Source organism: Mycobacterium paraffinicum, assembly GCF_001907675.1.
In the GTDB taxonomy this organism is placed as follows: domain Bacteria; phylum Actinomycetota; class Actinomycetes; order Mycobacteriales; family Mycobacteriaceae; genus Mycobacterium; species Mycobacterium paraffinicum_A.
In genome coordinates this window covers 264,413-286,686 of sequence record NZ_MPNT01000004.1, presented here as the reverse complement: position 1 = coordinate 286,686, position 22,274 = coordinate 264,413, and the positions used below count along the sequence as shown (strand labels likewise).

Sequence of the window (22,274 nt, the reverse complement as noted above, 5' to 3'; positions counted from 1 at the left end):
ACACTCGCGGCGCCCACAGGAGAACCCATGCGAATGGCCGCCGCGGTCGCGGTGCTGGTCTGGCTGGCCGCGCTGAGCGGCTGCGACGTCCGGCGGCGCCGGTTGCCGAACGCGCTGACGCTGCCCGGGGCCGCGGTGATCCTGTCGGCGGCCGCGGTGGCCGGGCGCGGCTGGCCCGCACTGGCCGGGGCGACGGCGCTGACCGCGATCTATCTGCTGGTGCACTCGCTCGCCCCGGCCGGGATGGGTGCCGGGGACGTCAAGCTGGCTATCGGCCTGGGGGCGCTGGCCGGCTGTTTCGGCGCCGGGGTGTGGTTCCTCGCGGCGGTGGCGGCACCGCTGCTGACGACGGTGTTCGCGGCGCTGTGCGGTGCGCGGACGGTGCCCCATGGTCCGTCGATGTGCCTGGCCACCGCCGCCGCGATCGGCCTGGTTCTCGGGATTTAAGCCCGCGCCGGGCCCCGTGGGAGAATGTCCGGGTGTTGCGTTGGATCACCGCCGGGGAGTCGCACGGCCGTGCGTTGGTGGCCATGCTCGAAGGCATGGTCGCCGGCGTGGAGGTCACCTCCACCGATATCGCCGACCAATTGGCCCGCCGCCGGCTCGGTTACGGCCGCGGCGCCCGGATGAAGTTCGAGCGCGACGCGGTGACCGTGCTGTCCGGGGTGCGCCACGGCATCACGCTGGGTGGCCCCATCGCCATCGAGATCGGCAACACCGAGTGGCCCAAGTGGGAGACCGTGATGGCCGCCGACCCGGTCGACCCGGCCGAGCTGGCCAACATCGCGCGCAACGAACCGCTCACCCGGCCGCGGCCGGGCCACGCCGACTACGCCGGCATGCTCAAGTACGGCTTCGACGACGCCCGGCCGGTGCTGGAGCGGGCCAGCGCCCGGGAGACCGCCGCCCGCGTCGCGGTGGGTACGGTCGCGCGGACCTTCCTGCGCCAGGCGCTGGGCGTGGAGGTGCTCTCCCACGTCATCGCGATCGGCCCGTCGGCGCCCTACGACGGCCCCCCGCCGCGCCCGGAGGACCTGCCCGCGATCGACGGCAGCCCCGTGCGCGCCTTCGACAAGGGCGCCGAGGAAGCGATGATCGCCGAGATCGAGGCGGCCAAGAAGGACGGTGACACCCTCGGCGGCGTGGTCGAGGTGGTGGCGCTGGGCCTGCCGGTGGGCCTGGGCTCGTTCACCAGCGGCGACAACCGGCTCGACAGCCAGCTCGCCGCCGCCGTGATGGGCATCCAGGCCATCAAGGGCGTGGAGATCGGCGACGGCTTCGAGACGGCGCGCCGGCGGGGCAGCCGCGCGCACGACGAGATGTATCCCGGCCCCGACGGCGTGGTCCGCTCGACGAACCGCGCCGGCGGCCTGGAGGGCGGCATGACCAACGGCCAGCCGCTGCGGGTGCGCGCCGCGATGAAGCCCATCTCCACCGTGCCACGCGCGTTGGCCACCGTCGACATGACGACCGGCGACGAGGCCGTCGCCATCCACCAGCGCTCGGACGTGTGCGCGGTGCCCGCCGCCGGCGTGGTGGTCGAGGCCATGGTCGCGTTGGTCCTCGCCCGCGCGGCGCTGGAGAAATTCGGCGGAGACTCGCTCACCGAGACCCGCCGCAACATCGAGGCGTATCAGCGCGCGGTCGCCGACCGGGAAGCGCCGGCGGCCCGGGGGACCGCGTAATGGCGCCCAGGGCCGTGCTCGTCGGGCTCCCGGGCTCGGGCAAGTCCACGATCGGGCGGCGACTGGCCAAGGCGCTCGGCGTCGAGTTCCTCGACACCGACGCGGCGATCGAGCAGCGGACCGGGCGCAGCATCGCCGACATCTTCGCCACCGACGGCGAGCAGGAGTTCCGCCGCATCGAGGAGGACGCGGTGCGTGCCGCGTTGGACGACCACGACGGCGTCGTGTCGCTCGGCGGCGGCGCGGTCACCAGCCCGGGCGTCTGCGAGGCGCTCGCCGGCCACACGGTCATCTATTTGGAGATCAGCGCCACCGAAGGCGTGCGTCGCACCGGGGGCAGCACCGTGCGCCCGCTGCTCGCCGGCCCAGACCGCGCGGAGAAATTCCGCGCGCTGATGGCCTCGCGGGCCCCGCTGTACCGGCGCGTGTCGACGATCCGTGTCGACACCAACCGCCGCAATCCCGGTGCGGTTGTGCGCTACATCGTGTCTCGGCTGCAGACGCCGGAGAACGCTCACGCGGAGGCCGCCACATGAGCGCCCCAGTCACCGTCGAGGTGGCCGTCGACCCGCCCTACCCGGTGGTCATCGGCACCGACCTGGGCGACCAGCTCGTCGAACTGCTCTGCGACCGGCACCGGGTGGCGGTCGTGCACCAACCGGTGCTGGCGCACACCGCGGAAGCGATCCGAAGCCGCTTGGCGGACAAGGGCGTTGACGCGCATCGCATCGAAATCCCGGACGCCGAAGCCGGCAAGGACCTGCCGGTCGTCGGATTCCTCTGGGAAGTGCTCGGCCGCATCGGCATCGACCGCAAAGACGCGGTGGTGAGCCTGGGCGGCGGGGCGGCCACCGACGTCGCCGGATTCGCGGCGGCCACCTGGCTGCGCGGCGTCGACATCGTGCACATCCCCACCACGCTGCTCGGCATGGTCGACGCGGCCGTCGGCGGCAAGACCGGCATCAACACCGACGCGGGCAAGAACCTGGTCGGCGCCTTCCACCAGCCGCTGGCGGTGCTGGTCGACCTGGCGACCCTGGAAACGTTGCCGCACAACGAACTCGTCGCCGGAATGGCCGAGGTCGTCAAGGCCGGGTTCATCGCCGACCCGGTGATCCTCGACCTGATCGAGGCCGACCCGCACGCCGCCGTGGACCCCACCGGTGACGTGCTGCCGGAACTGGTCCGGCGCTCCATCGCCGTCAAGGCGAAGGTGGTCGCCGCCGACGAGAAAGAGTCGGAGCTGCGCGAAATCCTCAACTACGGCCACACATTGGCGCACGCGATCGAACGCAGGGAACGCTACGAGTGGCGCCACGGCGCCGCGGTGTCGGTGGGCCTGGTCTTCGCCGCGGAGCTGGCCCGCCTCGCGGGCCGGCTCGACGACGCGACCGCGCAACGCCACCGCACCGTCCTGTCGGCGCTGGGCCTGCCCGTCGCCTACGACGCCGACGCGTTGCCGCAACTGCTGGAATACATGGCCCAGGACAAGAAGTCGCGGGCCGGTGTGCTCCGCTTCGTGGTGCTCGACGGGCTGGCGAAGCCGGGGCGGCTGGCCGGGCCCGACCCGTCGCTGCTGGCGGCGGCGTACGCGGGGCTGTCGGAGGAAGAAGGGGCCCGATGACCACCACCGTCAACGTCATCAACGGTCCGAACCTGGGCCGCCTCGGCCGCCGCGAACCCGAGGTCTACGGGGACACCACGCATGACGAACTGGCCGCGCTCGTCGAGCGGGAGGCCACCACTCTCGGCCTGAAAGCCGTTGTGCGCCAAAGCGATAGCGAAGGGCAGCTGCTGGACTGGATCCACGCGGCCGCCGACGCGGGCGAACCGGTGATCCTGAACGCCGGGGGCCTCACCCACACATCGGTGGCGCTGCGCGACGCGTGCGCCGAGCTGCGCGCGCCCCTGATCGAGGTGCACATCTCCAATGTGCATGCCCGCGAGGAGTTTCGGCGCCACTCATACCTGAGCCCCGTCGCGACGGGAGTGATCGTCGGGCTGGGAATCCAGGGCTACCTGCTCGCCCTGCGCTACCTGGCGGAAGCGGCCACGGGCTAGTCCTTCTTCGGTGCCCCGCCCAGCTGCGTGGCGTCGTCACCGGCGTCGGTGCGTATCACCTCGGTCTTCGGCTCGTGGTCGGCCGCGGTGTGGATCGTCTCGGTCGGCGCGTCGCGCTCGGCCGTGGCGACCGAAGCGGTCCGCTCCTCGTGCTGGGCTCCCGCGGCGGGAATTTCACCGGTCGGCGCGTCGTCACCGCGCACCGCGGAGAACACGTCGGTGTCGGCGCGCTCGTCGTCCGTCCCCTTCTGCCGGGGCGGGGGATTGCGGTCCACCCGCCAGCGGCCGACGGTCACCCCGATGATCCCGGGCAGGAACACGCACAGGGCGGTGAACGCCGCGAACGTCGTCACCTCGTTGATCAGCCCACCCGTGTAGACGCCGTTGTACACCAGCGAGATGAGCCAGGAGACGGCCCCGCTGAGGATGCCGGCCACCAGGCCGGCCAGCAGCCACGTCATCGCCAGGTCGCGCCGCCGGTCCGGGTCGGGGTTCGCGATCGCGTCGGCCCGGCCGTCGAACACCCCCCACACGGCCACGCCGATGATGAACACCAGGAGCAGCACCACGCTGAAAAGCCCGGCCTGCGTCTGCCACGCGTTGATCAACGCGCCTTGGACCAAGCGAACGACAACCATCGCCGCGGCGTAGACCAATCCGCGCAGCATCCAGGACCTCATGGGCAATCAGCGTAGCGAGTACCGTCAAGGGTCGTGACACATTCTCAGCGTCGGGACAACCTGAAAGCGCAAATCAGTGCCAGCGGACTGGACGCGATGCTGGTCAGCGACCTCAACAACGTGCGGTACCTGTCGGGTTTCACCGGGTCGAACGGTGCGTTGCTGGTGTTCGCCGACGATCGCGAGCCAGTGCTGGCCACCGACGGCCGGTACCGCACCCAGGCCGCCGAACAGGCGGTGGGGCTCGAGATCGCCATCGAGCGAGCCCTCGGGCGCTATTTGGTCGGCCGCGCCGCCGCCGACGGGGTCGGAAAGCTGGGCTTCGAGAGCAACGTGGTGACCGTCGACGCATTCGACGCCCTGACCAGCGAACTCGGCGAGCGCAAGGCGGCCACCGAACTGATGCGTGCCGCCGGGACCGTCGAGGCGCTGCGGGAGATCAAGGACGACGGCGAGGTGGCGTTGCTGCGGCTGGCCTGCGAGGCGGCCGACGCCGCGCTCGCCGACCTGGTGGAGCGCGGCGGCCTGCGGCCGGGCCGCACGGAACGCGAGGTGAGCCGGGACCTGGAGGCGCTGATGCTCGACCACGGCGCCGACGCGATCTCGTTCGAGACGATCGTGGCCGCGGGGCCGAATTCGGCGATCCCGCATCACCGCCCCACCGACGCGGTGCTGGCCACCGGCGACTTCGTCAAGATCGACTTCGGCGCGCTGGTGGCCGGCTACCACTCCGACATGACCCGCACGTTCGTGCTGGGCAAGGCCGCCGACTGGCAGCTGGAGATCTACCAGCTGGTCGCCGACGCGCAGCGGGCCGGCCGCGAGGCGCTGCGGCCGGGCGCGAGCCTGCGGGACGTCGACGGCGCCGCGCGCCAGCTGATCGTCGACGCGGGCTATGGCGAGCAGTTCGGCCACGGTCTGGGACATGGCGTGGGGCTGCAGATCCACGAGGCGCCGGGAATCGGCGCCACCTCCACCGGCACGCTGCTCGCGGGTTCGGTGGTGACCGTCGAACCCGGCGTCTACCTACCGGGCCGCGGCGGCGTGCGCATCGAGGACACCCTGGTCGTTCCCGACGAGGCGGCGGCGGCCCGCGGGCACGAGCCGGAACTGCTGACCAGGTTCCCCAAGGAGTTGGCGGTCCTCGGCTAGGTCACGCGCGGCGTCGGGCGGGCCGGCGCCCAGGGGTAAAGTCGGGTGGCGTGAACGGGGTGGAGCCAATCGAACGTGGCCTGGCGCGCCTGCGGGACTTTCGGTGGGACTTGAACGCCCAGCCGTTGCGGGAGCTGCGGCTCGAGGTCGACATCGTGTATTTCACCGTCCCGGTGCCGTTTTCCGGCGGGAGGAAGCTCAGCGTTCCCTTCTTGACGATGATCAAGCGGGTGCCCCCTCCGCCCCCCGGACCGGCCGAGACCGGCCCCTAACGCGGGAGCGGAAGGCGGGCTCCCCGCCCGCCACCCGACGCGCGGGCACCGGCCGCCTCCCGCTCTAGACTGACGAACAAATTGCAGACAGTCGGCAAACGACTGTCCATCCTCTAGGAGATACACCGAACCGTGGCAAGCACCGCCGATTTCAAGAACGGACTGGTGCTGGTGATCGATGGCCAGCTCTGGCAGATCGTCGAGTTCCAGCACGTCAAACCCGGCAAGGGACCCGCCTTCGTGCGCACCAAGCTCAAGAACGTGCTCTCCGGCAAGGTCGTCGACAAGACCTACAACGCTGGCGTGAAGGTGGAGACGGCCACGGTCGACCGGCGCGACACCACCTACCTGTACCGCGACGGCTCGGATTTCGTGTTCATGGACAGCCAGGACTACGAGCAGCATCCGCTGCCGGAGTCGCTGGTCGGCGACGCCGCCCGGTTCCTACTCGAGGGCCTTCCGGTGCAGGTGGCGTTCCACAACGGGGCGCCGCTGTACATCGAGTTGCCGGTGTCCGTCGAGATGGAGGTCACCCACACCGAGCCGGGCCTGCAGGGCGACCGGTCCAGCGCCGGCACCAAGCCCGCCACCGTGGAGACCGGGGCGGAGATCCAGGTGCCGCTGTTCATCAACACCGGCGACAAGCTGAAGGTGGACACGCGCGACGGCAGCTACTTGGGGCGCGTCAACGCGTGAGCAGGCCCGTCAGGGGACGCCATCACGCCCGCAAGCGCGCCGTTGACCTGCTGTTCGAGGCCGAGGCCCGCGGGCTGGGCGCGGCCGAGGTCGTCGACGTGCGCACCGCGCTGGCCGAAGCCAACCCGGACGTGGCGCAGCTGCAGCCCTACACGGTCGCGGCGGCCCGCGGGGTCGGCGAGCACGCGGCCCATATCGACGACCTGATCAGCTCGCACCTGCAGGGCTGGACGCTGGACCGGCTGCCCGCCGTGGACCGCGCGATCCTGCGGGTCGCGGTGTGGGAACTGCTCTACGCCGACGACGTGCCGGAGCCGGTCGCCGTCGACGAGGCCGTGCAGCTCGCCAAGGAACTGTCCACCGACGACTCGCCGGCCTTCGTCAACGGCGTGCTGGGCCAGGTCATGCTGGTGACGCCGCAAATCCGGGCGGCCGCCGCGGCGGTCCGTTCCAGCGCGGCCGGCGCGCCGGAGAACGAGGAACCCCAGGGGTGACCCGGCTGGAGCTGCGCGCCGTCATCGCGGGCTTGCTGGCCGCGACCGTCGTGCTGGGCGCCGTCGTCTGCGCCGCCCTCGGGTGGACGATCGTCGCGTCGGCCCTGTCGATCTACGCGCTCGCGGTGGGCGCCTGGCTGTACCACTGCGTCGAACGGCTGGTCGTGGCCCGCCGCATCAGCACGGTGCGCGGCGCGGCAAAGCCGCTGCAGCCCCTGCTGCCGGTGATGGCGGCCCTCATGGGCCTGACGCAGGCCGTGGTGCGATCGCTGTCCGATGTCACCGAGTTGCCTGCCCGGCGCTGGGATCTTCCGGTGCTGCGCTGGGTGGACGGCACGCGCGCCAACCGGCGGGTGGTCGACGCCGACGAGGTTGACGACACCGATCACTGAATCGACCTGAGGCGAAACGATCACGTGGGCCGGGCGGCGGGGTGAGAATACAAGTCGCTCAGAAGAACAGGTGAGATCATGACTCGATACACCACCCAGCCGCGGCGACTCCGCGTCTCCGCGCTGGCGGCGGTGGCCAACCCGTCCTACGCCCGCATCGATACCTGGAACCTGCTCGACGACGCGTGCCGGCACCTCGCCGAGGTCGACCTGGCCGGGCACGACAAGACCCACGACGTGGCACGGGTGAGACGGCTGATGGACCGCATCGCCGCCTACGAGCGGTACTGGCTGTACCCCGGCGCGGCGAACCTGGCGACCTTCCGCGCACACCTGGAGAGCCTGTCCACGGTGCGGCTCACCGAAGAGGTTTCCATGGCCGTGCGGCTGTTGAGTGAATACGGCGACCGCGCTGGGCTTTTCGATACCTCCGCGCCGCTGGGCGATCAGGAGCTGGTGGCCCAGGCCAAAAAACAGCACTTCTATACCGTGCTGCTCGCCGACGACGCGCCCGCGACGGCCCCCGACTGCCTGGCCGAATGCCTGCGGGCGCTGCGCAACCCCTCCGACGACGTGCAGTTCGAGATTTTGGTGGCCCCGAGCGTCGAGGATGCGATCGCCGCGGTCGCGCTGAACGGCGAGATCCAGGCCGCGATCATCCGCGACGACCTGCCGCTGCGGTCCCGAGACCGGCTGCCGCTGATGAACACGCTGCTCGGGCCCAATGAGGCCGCCGAGGGCGCGGTCATCCCCGACCGCGCCAACGACTGGGTGGAGTGCGGCGAATGGATCCGCGAGCTGCGGCCCCACATCGATCTGTACCTGCTCACCGACGAGTCGATCGCGGCGGGCGACGACACCGAGCCCGACGTCTACGACCGAACGTTCTACCGCCTCAACGACGTCACCGACCTCTACAGCACGGTGCTCGCGGGGCTGCGAAACCGGTTCTCCACACCGTTTTTCGACGCGCTGCGCGCGTACGCGGCGGCGCCGGTGGGGCAGTTCCACGCGCTGCCCGTCGCGCGCGGCGCCAGCATCTTCAACTCGAAGTCGTTGCAGGATATGGGCGAGTTCTACGGCCGCAACATCTTCATGGCCGAGACCTCGACCACCTCCGGCGGCCTGGACTCGTTGCTCGACCCGCACGGCAACATCAAGAAGGCGATGGACAAGGCCGCGCACACGTGGAATTCCAACCACACGTATTTCGTCACCAACGGCACCTCGACCGCCAACAAGATCGTCGTGCAGTCCCTGACCCGGCCGGGCGACATCGTGCTGATCGACCGCAACTGCCACAAGTCGCACCACTACGGGCTGGTGCTGGCCGGCGCGTACCCGCTATACCTGGACGCGTATCCGTTGCCGCAGTTCGCCATCTACGGGGCGGTGTCGCTGCGCACCGTCAAGCAGACGCTGCTCGACCTCGAGGCGGCCGGCCAACTGCACCGCGTGCGCATGCTGCTGCTGACCAACTGCACCTTCGACGGGGTGGTCTACAACCCGTTGCAGGTCATGCAGGAGGTCCTGGCGATCAAGCCGGACATCTGCTTCTTGTGGGACGAGGCGTGGTACGCCTTCGCCACGGCGGTGCCGTGGGCCCGGCAGCGAACCGCGATGGTGTCGGCCGAACGCCTCGAGAAGATGCTGGCCGCGCCGGAATACGCCGCGGAATACCGGAAATGGGCCGCGGAGATGGAAGGGGTCGACCGGTCCGAGTGGATCGACCGCCCGCTGCTGCCCGACCCCGCCAAGGCTCGGGTGCGCGTCTATGCGACGCACTCGACGCACAAGTCGCTCTCGGCACTGCGGCAGGCGTCGATGATCCACGTGCGCGACCAGGACTTCAACGCGTTGAACCGGGATGCCTTCGGTGAGGCGTTCTTGACCCACACCTCGACGTCGCCGAACCAGCAGCTGCTGGCGTCGCTGGACCTGGCGCGCCGGCAGGTCGACATCGAGGGTTTCCAGCTGGTCCGGCAGACCTACGACATGGCGCTGGTGTTCCGGCATCGGGTGCGCCGAGACCGGTTGATCAGCAAGTGGTTCCGCATCCTCGACGAGTCCGACCTGGTGCCCGAGGAATTCCGGGCGTCGTCGGTGAGCTCGTATCGCGAGGTCAGGCAGGGGGCGCTGGCCGAGTGGAACGAGGCGTGGCGGTCCGATCAGTTCGTGCTGGACGCGACGCGGGTGACCCTGTTCGTCGGCAAGACCGGGATGAACGGGTACGACTTTCGCGAGAAGATCCTGATGGAACGGTTCGGCATCCAGATCAACAAGACCTCGATCAACAGCGTGCTGTTGATCTTCACCATCGGCGTCACCTGGTCCAGCGTGCACTACTTGCTGGACGTATTGCGCAGGGTGGCAACCGATTTCGACCGCGCCGAGGACGCGGCCAGCGTCGCCGACCGGGCGTTGCAGGAGCGTCGCGTCGAGGAGATCACCCAGGACCTGCCGCACCTGCCGGATTTCAGCGAGTTCGACGTCGCCTTCCGGCCCGTCGACGCGTGCGTCTTCGGGGACATGCGGTCGGCCTTCTACGCCGGCTACGAGGAGTCCGATCGCGAGCATGTCCTCATCGGCATGGCGGGGCGGCGGTTGGCCGAGGGCAAGACGCTGGTGTCCACCACGTTTGTCGTGCCCTACCCGCCGGGCTTCCCGGTGCTGGTGCCCGGGCAGGTGGTTTCCAAGGAGATCATCTACTTCCTGGCCCAGCTCGACGTCAAGGAGATCCACGGGTACAACCCGGACCTCGGGCTGTCGGTGTTCACCGAGTCCGCGCTGGCGCGCATGGAGGCGCAGCGCAACGCGGCGCTGGCTGCGGTCGGTACCGCCTATCCCTCGTTCGAGTTGCCGTCGGACGCCTCCGGCATGAACGGGGCCCGCAACGGTGACCGGGCGGCGGTGAGCGAAGAGGCCTGAGCCGTCAGGCCCCTTCGTCGGCGGCGCCGGGGTGCCGGCCCGGACGCTGCGGCAGGACGATGAGCAATGCCACGATGATCGCCGCGATCACCGCCGAGGCCAGCGGGCGGCTCCAAGCCAGGCCGCCGTCGGCGACCGGCTTGTCGATGAAGTCGCCGACGGTCGCGCCGAGAGGCCGGGTCAGGATGAACGCGACCCAGAACAACGTGACCCGCGATACGCCGGTCCAGTAGTACAGCGCTACCACCACGGCCAGTCCGGCCGCGAACACCAACGCGCCTCGCTCGTAACCGAATCCGCGGGTGTCGGCGAGCCAATCGCCCAGCGCGGTACCCAGGGTCTGCGAGAAAGTGATCGTCGCCCAATAGAACGCCTCGACTTTGGGCGTCGAGACGGTGGTGACCGATACGGTCCCCTCGGACCAACGCCAGAGGCCCAAGGTGACCAGGAGGCAACCCAGGAGCAGCAGCGATCCGCCCGTATACCCGATGCCGAGCGATCGGTCGGCGAAGTCGGCCAGTGTCGTGCCGAACGTCGTCGACGCCACGATCGTCGCCCAGTACAACGCCGCATGGAAGCGCTTGGCCAGGATCTGAGCCGCCACCAGCGCCACCAGCGCGGCGCCGAAGAGCGCGACCCCGGCCGCATACCCCCAGTTCAGGGTCATGGTGACGGTGTCGCCCCCGGTCTCGCCCAAGGTGGTGGCCAAGATCTTGATGATCCAGAATCCCAGGGTGACCGCCGGGACCTTGGTCAACGCCTGCGGCGAAACGTCACTCATCCACTGTCATCTTCCGATGTCGTTGTTCATGCATTTGTAGGGTAGTCGCGTTCGGAAAACGCTGAGTACGCGCATAAGAAAATGTTCGTGCTGTGAATCGGCGTCTCGCCGTGGCCGTTCCGCCGCGCGAGTAATTCGTCACGTGCAGAACAATATTCGCAGTTCGGTCTTGCCTGGAGCGGGTGCGGATGCTGAGCGCTTATTATCAAAACCCTTGGCGTTCAATAAGTTACAGGTCCGCCGCGGGGTCACGGTGGCCGGTGAACGACGAAGGCCGTGCCACCATGGAACGCATGATCACCGAGTTCGCCGGACCGTTCTGGAGCGGGCGGGCGCTGGGCCTGCACAACACGACCCAACGGTTGACCGCCGCCGCCGGGCCCCCGCTCTTCGGTGCGCTGATCGTGGCCTCCGGATACCCGGCGGCCTGGGCGCTGTGCGCGTTGTTCCCGCTGGCGGCCGTACCACTGGTGCCGACGCCGTCGCACCCGCCGGGGCCGTACGATGCGCCGCCGGGGCCCGGCCGCGATCCCGGGCTTCTCGGTGTTTCCTGATCACCCGTGCCCCAACGGTTCGGCTCACCACGATCGGAAAAACCACGACGGCGCCCGGGTGGCGCAATACCGCGCCGGCCCCTGGTTTTGGCTGGTCGCCGCTGAATAGGGCCCGGCGCAATGCGCCGGGGCGCCGTTGCTGGCCCCCGTCGCTCGACCGAAAAGCGCCGATGAGCTGCGTTAGCGTGGCCGCGTGGCGCAACCGATCAACACTGGACCCCGGGCCGACCGCGCCCGCCGGGTGGCCGACGTGTTGCGCCAGCAGATCCACGCCGACGCCTATCCCGACGGGTTGCCGGGCGAGCAGGATTTAGCGGCCGAATTCTTGGTGTCGCGCAACACGATTCGCGAGGCGCTCGCGGTGCTGAAGCACGAAGGACTGATCGACCGCGGGCCCAAGGTCGGCACGCACGTCGCCCAGCGCAAGTACTCGCACGGGCTAGACGCGTTGCTGGGGCTGAAGGAGACATTCAAGAACCTGGGTGAGGTGCGCAACGAGGTGCGCGCCGCGATGCCCGTCACCGCGCCGCCGTCGGTGGCCCGCCGGTTGGGGCTGGCGCCCGGCGAACACGCCGTCTTCATCGAGCGCCTGCGCTACCTCGGCGACCTGCCGCTCAGTCTTGATCTGACCTACCTGGCCCCGGATATCGGGGAACAGGTACTGCGCCACCCGCTGGAGACCAACGATGTGTTCGCGCTCATCGAAGAGGTCAGCGGGCAGCGGCTGGGCTCGGCGTCGCTCGCGCTGGAGGCCATCCCCGCCGACGCGCATTCGGCGGCCACCCTGCAGGTGCCCGACGGGGCGGCGCTGCTCATGCTGGAGCGGCTCACCAGTCTCGCCGACGGCACACCCGTTGACTTGGAATACATCCGGATGCGTGGCGATCGAATCACCATGCGCGGCAGCCTGATAAGGAGCGATGCATGACGCTGGTCAACAACACCCGGGCCGACGTGCCGGTGACGATCGACGAGTCGTTGTGTATCGATGGCTGCACCCTGTGCGTCGAGGTCTGTCCGCTGGACGCGCTGGCGATCAACCCCGACACCGGCAAGGCGTTCATGCACGTCGACGAGTGCTGGTACTGCGGCCCCTGCGCGGCCCGCTGTCCGACCGGCGCCGTCACCGTGAACATGCCCTACCTCCTCCGCTGAAACCCGAAGCCATCATGAAAAAGCAAGTCTTCCGGCTGCTTTCGGTGGCGCTCACGCTCGCCGTGTTCGCCACCGGGTGCTCGCTGGAATCGTTCTCGCAATCCTCCGGCGTGGTCAACGTCGTGGTGGGATACCAGTCCAAAACCATCAACACCGTCACCGCCGGCACGCTGCTGCGTGCGCAGGGCTACCTCGAGCGCCGGCTCGCCGACATCACCACCCGCACCGGCACCAAGTACGCGGTGCGCTGGCAGGATTACGACACCGGCGCCCCGATCACCGCCCAGATGCTTGCCGAGAAGATCGACATCGGCTCGATGGGCGATTACCCGATGCTGATCAACGGGTCCAAGACCCAGGCCAACCCGCTGGCCCGCACGGAGATGGTCTCGATCACCGGCTACAACCCCAAGGGCGCGCTGAACATGGTTGTGGTGGCGCCGGATTCGTCGGCGACCGTGCTCGCGGACCTGGCCGGCGCGAAGGTGTCGGCCAGTGTGGGCTCGGCGGGCCACGGCACGTTGGTGCGCGCACTGGGTAGGGCCGGCATCACCGGCGTCGAGGTGCTCAACCAGCAGCCCCAGGTCGGCGCGTCCGCGCTGGAATCGGGTCAGGTGAACGGGCTTTCGCAGTTCGTCGCGTGGCCCGGGCTGCTGGTGTACCAGGGCAAGGCCAAACTGCTGTACGACGGGGCCGAGCTGAACCTGCCCACGTTGCACGGCGTGGTGGTGCGGCGCTCGTATGCGTCCGCACATCCCGAGGTGCTGGCGGCGTTCCTGCAGGCGCAACTGGACGCCACCGACTTCCTCAACGACAAGCCACTGGAGGCGGCGCGCATCGTCGCCCAGGCCAGCGGGCTGCCCCAGGAGGTGGTGTACCTCTACAACGGTCCCGGCGGGACGTCGTTCGACGCCACGCTCAAGCCGTCGCTGATCGACGCGCTGAAAAGCGATGTGCCCTACCTGAAGTCGATCGGCGACTTCGCCGACCTCGACGTCGGGAAGTTCGCGGTGGACGATCCGCTGCGCGCGGTGTTCGCCGCCCGCGGGCTGGATTACGCCGCCACCCGGGCGCGGGCGGCGAACCCGTCCCTGCTCGCCGGTGACCCGGCGCTGGCCAGCGAGCTGTGGCTGGACGGGGCCGACACGACGCAGACGGTCGCCAGCCCCACCGGCTTGCTGCGGGCGGTCGCCGACGCCACCGCCCGCGGCCAAAAGGTCCGCGCGGCCTACGTTCCCGACGCCGAGCTCGGCACCCGGTGGTTCGCCGACAAGGCGGTCTGGGTGAAAGACGGCCAGAACTATCTGCCGTTCGGCACGCAGGCCGGCGCGCGCCGGTACCTGGTGGCCCACCCGGGCGGCGTCGTCATGAATTACCAGCAGGCACTGGGAGGTTCGGTATGACCGTCGAAGCAGTGGCCGACCAGGTCCCCGGCGTGATCGCGACGCCCGCGCTCACGCAACCGCGGCGACGCGCCTCGCCCTGGGGTTCGCGCCTGCTGCGGCTCGCGTCGGTGCTCGCCGCAATCGGGTTGTGGCAGTTGCTCACCGCGGGCAAGGTGCGGCTGCTGTTGCGGTTCGACACGTTGCCCACCGTCACGCAGATCGTGCACGCGCTGCAGCGCCGGCTCGGCTCCTACGAGTACTGGCTTGACCTGGCGCAGTCGTTGATCCGCATCCTGACCGGCTTCGGGCTGGCGGCCGTGATCGGCGTGGCGACCGGTGTGCTGCTGGGCCGTTCGCGCCTGTTCGCCGACCTGTTCGGTCCGCTGGCCGAGTTGGCGCGACCCATCCCCGCGATCGCGATCGTGCCGGTGGCGATCCTGCTGTTCCCGACCGACGAGGCGGGCATCGTGTTCATCACTTTCCTGGCCGCCTACTTCCCGATCATGGTCAGCACCCGGCACGCCGTGCGGGCGCTGCCCACCCTGTGGGAGGACTCGGTGCGCACGCTGGGCGGCGGCCGCCGGGAGGTGCTGACCCAGGTGGTGCTGCCCGGCATCCTGCCGGGCGTGTTCGGGGGGCTGTCGGTCGGCATGGGCGTGGCCTGGATCTGCGTGATCTCCGCCGAGATGATCTCGGGCCGTCTCGGCGTCGGCTACCGCACCTGGCAGGACTACACGGTGCTGGCCTACCCGCAAGTGTTCGTCGGCATCATCACCATCGGCGTCCTCGGGTTCGCCACGTCGGCGGCCGTCGAGCTGGTGGGCCGTCGGGTGACTCGCTGGTTGCCTCGCGCACAGGAAGGTTTGCGATGACCACTGCGACACAAATCGGAACCAGCCTTGAGCTCGAATCGGTTCGGTTGTCCTACACCGGAACTCCGGTGATCGACGGGTTGACCCTGACGGTGCGCCCGGGGGAGATCCTGGTCGTGACCGGGCCGTCGGGTTGCGGCAAGTCGACCCTGCTGCGTGCCCTGGCGGGGCTGCTGCGCCCCGACGAGGGCCGGGTGCTGGCCGACGCCGTCGAGGTCACCACCACGTCGGGTGACCGGGGCATGGTGTTCCAGGACAACGCGCTGCTGCCGTGGCGGACCGTGCGGTCCAACATCGAACTGGCGCTGCGGCTGCGCGGCGAACCCCGCGCCACCCGGCGCGCGCAGGCCGAGCGCTGGATCGAGGAACTGGGGCTCGCCGGTTTCGGCCACTTCCTGCCCAAGAGCCTGTCCGGCGGGATGCGGCAACGGGTTCAGCTGGCCCGCGGCCTGGCGGGGGCGCCCCGCGCGGTGATGATGGACGAGCCGTTCGGCGCGCTGGACACCCAGACCCGGGCCGCCATGCAGCGGCTGTTGATCGACACCTGGCGCACCCATCCGACGACGATCGTCTTCGTCACCCACGACGTCGACGAAGCGCTCGCGCTGGGCGACAGGATCGTCGTGCTCGGTCGCGCCGGCGAGCCGGTCCGCGCGTCGATCGACGTGCCCGATCCGCGCGGCGACCTGCCAAGGGACGGGTTGCGTGCCGAAATCATTGCCGCCCTTGGTCATGTGGTGGCGGCATGATGGAGATCCCGGACCCGGCGACCCCCATCCGCCTCGACTGCGACGTGCTGGTCATCGGCGGCGGCACCGCCGGCACGATGGCCGCACTGTCCGCGGCCGAGAATGGCGCCCAGGTGCTGCTGTTGGAGAAGGCCCACGTGCGCCACTCCGGCGCGCTGGCGATGGGGATGGACGGCGTGAACAACGCCGTCATCCCGGGCAAGGCCGAGCCCGAGGACTACGTCGCCGAGATCACCCGCGCCAACGACGGAATCGTCAACCAGCGCACCATCTATCAGACCGCCAGCCGCGGATTCGCGATGGTGCAGCGGCTGGAACGCTACGGCGTGAAATTCGAGAAGGACGAACACGGCGAGTACGCGGTGCGCCGGGTGCACCGTTCCGGCTCCTACGTGCTGCCAATGCCGGAAGGCAAGGACGTCAAGAAGGCGCTGTACCGGGTGCTGCGGCAACGGTCGATGCGCGAGAAGATCCGCATCGAGAACCGGCTGATGCCGGTGCGGGTGCTGACCTCCGGCGGTCGGGCCGTCGGCGCGGCCGCTTTGCACACGCGCACCGGCGAATTCGTCGCGGTCGGGGCCAAGGCGGTGATCCTGGCCACCGGCGCGTGCGGTCGGCTGGGCTTGCCCGCCTCGGGATATCTGTACGGCACGTATGAGAATCCGACGAATGCCGGTGACGGGTACGCGATGGCCCTGCACGCCGGCGCGGAATTGTCGGGAATCGAATGTTTCCAGGTCAATCCGTTGATCAAGGACTACAACGGCCCGGCGTGCGCGTACGTGGCCAACCCGTTCGGCGGCTACCAGGTCAACGCGCTCGGTGAGCGGTTCGTGGACTCCGATTATTGGTCGGGTCAGATGATGTCGGAGGTGAAGAGCGAGATCGACTCCGCCCGCGGACCGATCTACCTCAAGGTCTCCCACCTGCCCGACGAGACGCTGACCGCGCTGGAGAGCATCCTGCACACCACCGAACGGCCGACGCGGGGCACCTTCCACGCCAACCGCGGCCACGACTACCGCACCCACGACATCGAGATGCACATCTCCGAAATCGGGTTGTGTAGCGGGCATTCGGCGTCCGGGGTCTGGGTCGACGAACACGCCCGCACCACGGTGCCCGGGCTGTACGCCGCCGGCGACCTGGCCTGCGTCCCGCACAACTACATGATCGGGGCATTCGTCTTCGGCGACCTCGCCGGCACCGACGCGGCGGCCGCCTGCGCGGAAACCGCTGCGCCGCAAGACCTCCCGAACGACCAGCTGCACGAGGCGCACGAGCTGATCTACCGGCCCCTGCGGCATCCCGACGGGCCGCCCCAGCCGCAGGTCGAGTACAAGCTGCGCCGGTTCGTCAACGACTACGTGGCGCCGCCCAAGTCGGCGGCCAAGCTGTCCATCGCCGTGCGCACCTTCGAGCGCATGCGGGCCGAGATCGCGGAGATGGGTGCGCGAAACCCCCACGAGTTGATGCGCGCCCTCGAGGTGTCCTTCATCCGCGACTGTGCCGAGATGGCCGCCCGCTCCTCGCTCACTAGGACCGAATCGCGCTGGGGCCTCTACCACGACCGCGCCGACCTGCCCAGCCGCGACGACGCTCAATGGGGCTATCACCTCAACCTGCGCAAGGGCGCCGACGGTGCGATGGTGTTCCTGAAACGGCCGGTCGCCCCGTATTTCGTGCCGGTCCCGGAGCTGGACGGCCTGCCGCCGACGGACCAGACCGTGCGTGCGGTGGAGCAGCCGCCGCTGGTCGGCGGGCAGGCCCCGGCCACCGCCCGGTCCCGGATCGCCCCGGCCGCAGCGTCATTCGAACCGCCGTCGCCGCGCATCGCCGAGGTCCTGGCCCTCGAGGAGCCGACGATCGCCGGGCTGCGGCCGTATCTGATCGACGCCGACCCCGGCGTGCGCCGCACGGCGGTGGCCACGCTCACCGAACACATCCCCGACGGATACGCTCCCGCCCTGCTCGCCGCGCTGGACGACGCCGACGCCGCCGTGCGGCGCACGGGCGCCGAGGGGATCCGCGAGCTGGTCGAGGTGTTACCCGAGCCCGCCGGCGTCCAGCCGCGCTTGAGCTCGCGGGACGTGGTGGTGCGGGCGGCCGCGCTCTACGTGCTGGCCGCACGGCGGGTCGGCGACCCGGAGGACTACCGCCGCGCGCTCACCGATCCCGACCATCGGATGCGTATCGAGGCCGTGCGGGCGCTGGTGTCGGTCGACGACGTGGCCGGGGTGGTCACCGCGACCGGCGACGAGAGCCGCGAGGTGCGGATCGCGGCGGCCGCCGGCCTGGCCACGCTGCGCGGCGGCGGCGAGGCGGTCAGCGCGCTGATCGCCGACCCGGACCCGTTGGTGCGCGCGGCCGCCCTGGCAGCACTGGGCGAGCTCGGGTGCCGCCCAGCGGATTTCGCCAACGTGAAAGCGGCGCTGCGGGCCCCGGCGTGGCAGGTGCGGGAGGGTGCGGCGCGCGCGCTGGCGGGCGCGCCGGCCGACGTCGCGGTGCCGGCGCTGGCCGAGGCGCTCGCCGACGCGCACCTCGACGTGCGCAAGGCGGCCGTGCTGAGCCTGACCCGCTGGGCCGGCGAACCCGCCGCGCGCGACGCGCTGAGCATCGCCCTCAAGGACGGCGACGCCGACGTGCGGGCCTACGCCCGCCGCGCGGTGGACCGCGCGCGATCGGGTGTGCGCTGAGGGCTTCCGGTGTGTGTCCTGGGCGGCGACGCGCCGGTGAGTCGCGCCGTGAACGCACACTGGAAGCGGTACGGACCGGGACAACGCCCGTGCCGGCGCCCTAGTGTCCCGCGCTCTGGCCACCATCGATGTGGAGAACTTCGCCGGTGACGAACGGCGCCCCCTCCAAGTATTGGACGCCCCGGACGATGTCGGCGATGGCGCCGACCCGCCCCTGCGGATGCATGTCGGCGAAGACGCCGGCGACGTCAACTCCCGCGTGCATCGGGGTGTCGATGACGCCGGGGGAGATCGCGTTGACCCGCACACCGCTGCGGGCGTATTCGATCGCCAGCGCTTTGGTGACCGCGGCAAGGCCGCCCTTGGAGAGCGCGGTCAACGCCGACGGAATGCGAGCGTCCGGCCGCTCCACCAGGGCTGTCGTCACGTTGATGACGTGGCCGCCTGTCCCCTGGGCGAGCATTTGACCGAATACTCGTTGCGATAGGTGAAAGAAGCCGCTCACGTTCGTTCCCATGACCTGGCCGAAGTCCTCGCACGTGTACTCGGTGAACGGCTTCGCGAGGAAGATCCCGGCGTTGTTGACGAGGGTATCGATGCGCCCAAAGCGGGACATGGTCTCGCCGACGATCCGTTCGGCGGTCGACGGGTCCGCGACGTCACCGGGGACCGCGAGGACTTCATGCGTCGACGATGTCCCGATGCTCCTGGAGTTGGCCGTTACGGCGTAGCCCATCGCGCAGTATGTTTCGACCAGTGCCGCGCCGATTCCGCGGGAGGCGCCGGTGATGACCGCAACCTTCTTCTCTTGATCAGGCATCTGCCCTTCAATCCTTTCTCGCGGGAATGCTCCGACACGGCGCGAATAGGGTGCTCATGCTTCACGGCATCAGATCGGCCAGGATGTCCTTAGCTGAGCCGGATTTCGCTTCGTGGAAGGCGGCGCCGGCCCATAGGCTCGTCCCGTGCGGGTCCGCGATCGTCACGGCGGCGGCCTGGATCGGCAAGGTCAGGTGCGCGACCTCTGGGAACCCGAATACCGCGTGGTGGTCGTGATCCTTGATGAAACGGTTCTTGAGCGATCGGGCGTAGCGCCCGGTAAACGCCCGTGTGAGGACCGTTTCGGTGAACTGCGGATCACGCAGCGCCGCACGGTGCACGGGGTTGGTCCCGGCTTCATCGGCCAGCAGGAGCGCCGTTCCGAATTGGGCCGCGGTGGCGCCAAGCTCAAGGATTCGGGCGACGTCGGTGGCTCTCGCCAGCCCGCCCGCGGCCACGACGTGGCAATCGACCGCGGCCGACACTTCGCGCAGAAGGTGCTCTAGGGGTAGGGAACTCGGGATGGCGCGCGCGTCGAATGTCGCCCGGTGGCCGCCGGCGTTCGGCCCCTGCGCCACCACGGCGTCGACACCGCAAGCAACGGCCAGCGACGCCTCGTCGACGCTGGTAACCGTGCCGAGCACAAAGATGCCGGCTTGGCGGAGCCTGCGGCACACGTCCGGGCCCGGTAGACCGAACGTGAACGACACCGCCTCCGGCCGCAGCTCACACAGCAGGTCCAACTTCGCCTGCCAACCGAAGTCGTCGTGGCGCGGGACGCCGAGATGCGTGGCATAACGTCCGACCTCCGGCGACAGTCGGCGGGCGTATGCGGCCACCCCGCCGGGATCGCAACAGGCCTGTTGCGGCACAAAGATATTGATGCCCAGGGCACCGGACGTCCGGCGCCGCGCCGCGGTGAACGCCTGCTCCAGAGCAGTGGCCGAAACCATGCCGCCGGCCAGGAATCCGAGGCCGCCGCTGTTGGAGACCGCAGCAGCCAGCGCCGGTGTCGAAGGACCGCCTGCCATCGGCGCCGAGACGGCGGGAATCCGCAGATCGGTCAGAGCGAAACGATTTGTCACGGGTGTGTCCCTTCGGCGCCCAGCGCGGCTAGACCCGATGCTCGGATCTCAGCAATTGAGCGGCACGTTCGCCGATGATCACGCACGGCGCCATTGTGTTTCCCGTCGTAATGCGAGGCATGACGGACGCGTCGGCGATGCGCAGGTTCTCAACGCCGTGCACCTTCAGTTCGCCGTCGACCACCGACATCGGATCGCGCCCCATCTTCGCGGTGCCGCATTGATGCCAGAAGGTCCGGGTTGCGTTGCGCACGAACGATTCCAGCTGATCGCCGTGCAGGTCGCCCGGCATGACCTCGCGCTTGACATAAGGCCTCAATTCCGCGGAGTTGCCGATCTCGCGGGACAGCGCGATGCAGGCCAGCGCCGCGTCGACGTCGGCGCGTTCCGCCAGCGCGTTGGTGTGGATGCGCGGCGGGGACAGGGGATCGGCGCCCGACAGCCGGACCTGCCCGCGGCTGTGGGGGCGCGCGATCGCGGAGAACAACGTCCACCCGGATTCCGGAAGTCCGTATTGGGCGATGTTCTCCGGGGTGGACAGCGGCGCCTCGGCCTGCCAGATGAAGATGTCCGGGGCGTCGCTTGCGGCGCCGATCCGCTCGAACACCACCACTTCCGAGCCGTTATTGCGCAGGGGCAGTGCGCCATCGGGGTATTCCCAGACGCAGTCGAACGCGGTGTGATCCTGAAGATTCTTCCCGACTCCGGGCAAATGATGCTCGACGTCGACGCCGGATTCGCGGAGTTCATCACGGTCGCCCAGACCCGACAACATGAGAACCTTCGGCGTGTTGATCGCGCCCAGCGAGAGCACGACCTCCGCGGCCGCCGAGATTCGGTGCGTCTGCCCGCGGTAGATGATCTCTACGCCGCGTGCCCGGCGTCCCTCGACGATGACGCGGGTCACCATCGCACCGGGCAGCACGGTCAGGTTCGGGCGATCCATCAGCGGGTAGGTGTACGTGCGGAATGCTGACAGCCGCTGCCCGCCGCTGAGCCGCAAATCGCCCAGCGCCACACCGCGATCGGACTCCATCATCCGGCCGTTCGCGTTCTCGTAGTGCGGTACACCAATAGCCTTGGCTCCGTGCAGCATTGCCAGAGCGACTGGATGAGGATCGGGTGCCGGTTGAACGAATACCTCACCCCCGGTGCCCCGAAAAGCGGGATCGGGATCGCCGTGCCAGTCTTCGATCCGGCGATAGATGTCCAGAATCGACTGGTAGCTCCATCCCGGGTCACCGGACTCGGCCGCGAATAGATCCCAGTCTCGGGCGTGCCCGCGCGACCACACCATCGCGTTGATGCTGGACCCTCCGCCGAGCACCTTGCCCATTGACATCTGCAGGCGTCGGCCACCGAGGGCCGGTTCGGACTCGCTGGTATAACACCAGTCTCTGTCGGTGCCGATGTTCGTCGGCCAGGCGGTGGGGTCCACGACCGGCGGCCCGCTGTCCGCCCCGCCGGCTTCCACGAGAAGGACCCGAACAGCCGGGTTTTCGGCCAATCTGCGAGCAACCACCGAACCCCATGAACCCGAGCCACACACCACGAAGTCGTAGACGCCGCGCAACGCGGCGCGCAGGTTGCGCTGGTTGGCCTGCACCTTGCGATCGAATTCGCGATCGGTATAGCGGGCGACGTCTTCGGCGTCTGTCTCCGGGACGCTGAAACGTGTTGTCATCAAACGACTCCGTTCGTCGCGGCGACGCCTCGTCATGCCACTGCACTGGGTGGGCCGTTCGGTCCTTGAGTACCTTGCGAATCCAAAGCTAGGCATGCCGAAGACCTCCGTCACGCGTCTGTCCGCTCAGCGGA

General features: G+C 69.4%; 22 protein-coding genes and 1 pseudogene. 18 read left to right on the top strand and 5 right to left on the bottom strand.

What is annotated here, in order from left to right; all coding sequences use genetic code 11:
• The first annotated feature begins 27 nt into the window (after positions 1–27).
• From BRW65_RS07380 to aroQ, 5 genes are read left to right on the top strand one after another with little or no spacing between them, the layout of a single operon-like run.
• Entirely contained in the window at positions 28–447 is a 420-nt protein-coding gene (locus BRW65_RS07380) for a prepilin peptidase (RefSeq protein WP_073872908.1), read from the top strand.
• Positions 448–479: 32 nt separating this feature from the next.
• On the top strand, positions 480–1,685 hold the full coding sequence (gene aroC / locus BRW65_RS07375) for a chorismate synthase (RefSeq protein ID WP_073872905.1): 1,206 nt from the start codon (positions 480–482) through the stop codon (positions 1,683–1,685).
• Entirely contained in the window at positions 1,685–2,221 is a 537-nt protein-coding gene (locus tag BRW65_RS07370) for a shikimate kinase (protein ID WP_073872901.1), read from the top strand. Before aroC ends, BRW65_RS07370 begins: the two co-directional genes overlap by 1 nt.
• Positions 2,218–3,309, top strand: coding sequence for a 3-dehydroquinate synthase (gene aroB, locus BRW65_RS07365; protein ID WP_073872898.1), 1,092 nt, complete (start codon positions 2,218–2,220; stop codon positions 3,307–3,309). Before BRW65_RS07370 ends, aroB begins: the two co-directional genes overlap by 4 nt.
• Positions 3,306–3,746: a type II 3-dehydroquinate dehydratase gene (aroQ, locus tag BRW65_RS07360; protein WP_073872894.1), complete on the top strand. Its 441-nt coding sequence runs from the start codon at positions 3,306–3,308 to the stop codon at positions 3,744–3,746. The genes aroB and aroQ overlap by 4 nt, the downstream gene beginning before the upstream one ends.
• Here aroQ and BRW65_RS07355 read toward each other — a convergent pair.
• Positions 3,743–4,426 (bottom strand): B-4DMT family transporter, encoded by a 684-nt coding sequence (locus BRW65_RS07355; RefSeq protein WP_073872890.1) that lies wholly within the window; start codon positions 4,424–4,426, stop codon positions 3,743–3,745. The genes aroQ and BRW65_RS07355 overlap by 4 nt on opposite strands.
• 33 nt (positions 4,427–4,459) lie before the next feature.
• Here BRW65_RS07355 and BRW65_RS07350 point away from each other — a divergent pair, with 33 nt between their 5' ends.
• The 6 genes from BRW65_RS07350 to BRW65_RS07325 all read left to right on the top strand — a co-directional run bounded on the left by BRW65_RS07350 (position 4,460) and on the right by BRW65_RS07325 (position 10,360).
• Positions 4,460–5,578: a M24 family metallopeptidase gene (locus tag BRW65_RS07350; RefSeq protein WP_073872877.1), complete on the top strand. Its 1,119-nt coding sequence runs from the start codon at positions 4,460–4,462 to the stop codon at positions 5,576–5,578.
• A gap of 50 nt (positions 5,579–5,628) precedes the next feature.
• Positions 5,629–5,850 carry a hypothetical protein gene (locus tag BRW65_RS07345; protein ID WP_073872874.1) on the top strand — a complete coding sequence of 74 codons (222 nt, stop codon included), beginning with the start codon at positions 5,629–5,631 and terminating at the stop codon, positions 5,848–5,850.
• A 132-nt stretch (positions 5,851–5,982) separates the two neighbouring features.
• On the top strand, positions 5,983–6,546 hold the full coding sequence (gene efp / locus BRW65_RS07340) for an elongation factor P (RefSeq protein WP_007171952.1): 564 nt from the start codon (positions 5,983–5,985) through the stop codon (positions 6,544–6,546).
• Entirely contained in the window at positions 6,543–7,040 is a 498-nt protein-coding gene (gene nusB / locus BRW65_RS07335; protein ID WP_073872870.1) for a transcription antitermination factor NusB, read from the top strand. Before efp ends, nusB begins: the two co-directional genes overlap by 4 nt.
• Positions 7,037–7,432, top strand: a complete 396-nt coding sequence (locus tag BRW65_RS07330) for an antitermination protein NusB (protein WP_073872866.1) — start codon at positions 7,037–7,039, stop codon at positions 7,430–7,432. The genes nusB and BRW65_RS07330 overlap by 4 nt, the downstream gene beginning before the upstream one ends.
• A gap of 78 nt (positions 7,433–7,510) precedes the next feature.
• Positions 7,511–10,360, top strand: a complete 2,850-nt coding sequence (locus BRW65_RS07325; protein WP_073872863.1) for an aminotransferase class I/II-fold pyridoxal phosphate-dependent enzyme — start codon at positions 7,511–7,513, stop codon at positions 10,358–10,360.
• Between the two features lie 4 nt (positions 10,361–10,364).
• Here BRW65_RS07325 and BRW65_RS07320 read toward each other — a convergent pair whose 3' ends face one another.
• Positions 10,365–11,141: a COG4705 family protein gene (locus tag BRW65_RS07320; protein ID WP_073872859.1), complete on the bottom strand. Its 777-nt coding sequence runs from the start codon at positions 11,139–11,141 to the stop codon at positions 10,365–10,367.
• Between the two features lie 296 nt (positions 11,142–11,437).
• On the opposite strand from BRW65_RS07320, the pseudogene BRW65_RS07315 reads away from it, so the two are divergent.
• The 7 genes and pseudogenes from BRW65_RS07315 to BRW65_RS07285 all read left to right on the top strand — a co-directional run.
• Positions 11,438–11,695, top strand: a pseudogene (locus BRW65_RS07315) (MFS transporter); the annotation flags it as partial.
• A 193-nt stretch (positions 11,696–11,888) separates the two neighbouring features.
• On the top strand, positions 11,889–12,623 hold the full coding sequence (locus BRW65_RS07310; protein ID WP_073872855.1) for a GntR family transcriptional regulator: 735 nt from the start codon (positions 11,889–11,891) through the stop codon (positions 12,621–12,623).
• Entirely contained in the window at positions 12,620–12,850 is a 231-nt protein-coding gene (locus tag BRW65_RS07305) for a 4Fe-4S dicluster domain-containing protein (RefSeq protein WP_067752861.1), read from the top strand. The genes BRW65_RS07310 and BRW65_RS07305 overlap by 4 nt, the downstream gene beginning before the upstream one ends.
• Before the next feature lie 14 nt (positions 12,851–12,864).
• Complete coding sequence (locus tag BRW65_RS07300; RefSeq protein ID WP_073872851.1) at positions 12,865–14,253, top strand: ABC transporter substrate-binding protein; 1,389 nt, start codon at positions 12,865–12,867, stop codon at positions 14,251–14,253.
• Positions 14,250–15,107, top strand: a complete 858-nt coding sequence (locus BRW65_RS07295; RefSeq protein ID WP_073872847.1) for an ABC transporter permease — start codon at positions 14,250–14,252, stop codon at positions 15,105–15,107. Before BRW65_RS07300 ends, BRW65_RS07295 begins: the two co-directional genes overlap by 4 nt.
• A complete protein-coding gene (locus BRW65_RS07290; RefSeq protein ID WP_073872844.1) occupies positions 15,104–15,856 on the top strand; it encodes an ABC transporter ATP-binding protein in 753 nt (250 codons plus the stop codon). The genes BRW65_RS07295 and BRW65_RS07290 overlap by 4 nt, the downstream gene beginning before the upstream one ends.
• Positions 15,853–18,552: a fumarate reductase/succinate dehydrogenase flavoprotein subunit gene (locus BRW65_RS07285; RefSeq protein WP_073872840.1), complete on the top strand. Its 2,700-nt coding sequence runs from the start codon at positions 15,853–15,855 to the stop codon at positions 18,550–18,552. Before BRW65_RS07290 ends, BRW65_RS07285 begins: the two co-directional genes overlap by 4 nt.
• A 100-nt stretch (positions 18,553–18,652) precedes the next feature.
• Here BRW65_RS07285 and BRW65_RS07280 read toward each other — a convergent pair whose 3' ends face one another.
• From BRW65_RS07280 to BRW65_RS07270, 3 genes are all read right to left on the bottom strand, one after another.
• Positions 18,653–19,372, bottom strand: a complete 720-nt coding sequence (locus BRW65_RS07280) for an SDR family NAD(P)-dependent oxidoreductase (RefSeq protein WP_073872836.1) — start codon at positions 19,370–19,372, stop codon at positions 18,653–18,655.
• Between the two features lie 61 nt (positions 19,373–19,433).
• The gene (locus BRW65_RS07275; protein ID WP_244168016.1) at positions 19,434–20,456 is read right to left on the bottom strand and encodes a nitronate monooxygenase; all 1,023 of its coding nucleotides are present in this window, start codon (positions 20,454–20,456) and stop codon (positions 19,434–19,436) included.
• Between the two features lie 28 nt (positions 20,457–20,484).
• The gene (locus tag BRW65_RS07270; RefSeq protein ID WP_084187741.1) at positions 20,485–22,140 is read right to left on the bottom strand and encodes a GMC family oxidoreductase; all 1,656 of its coding nucleotides are present in this window, start codon (positions 22,138–22,140) and stop codon (positions 20,485–20,487) included.
• Positions 22,141–22,274: the final 134 nt, after the last annotated feature.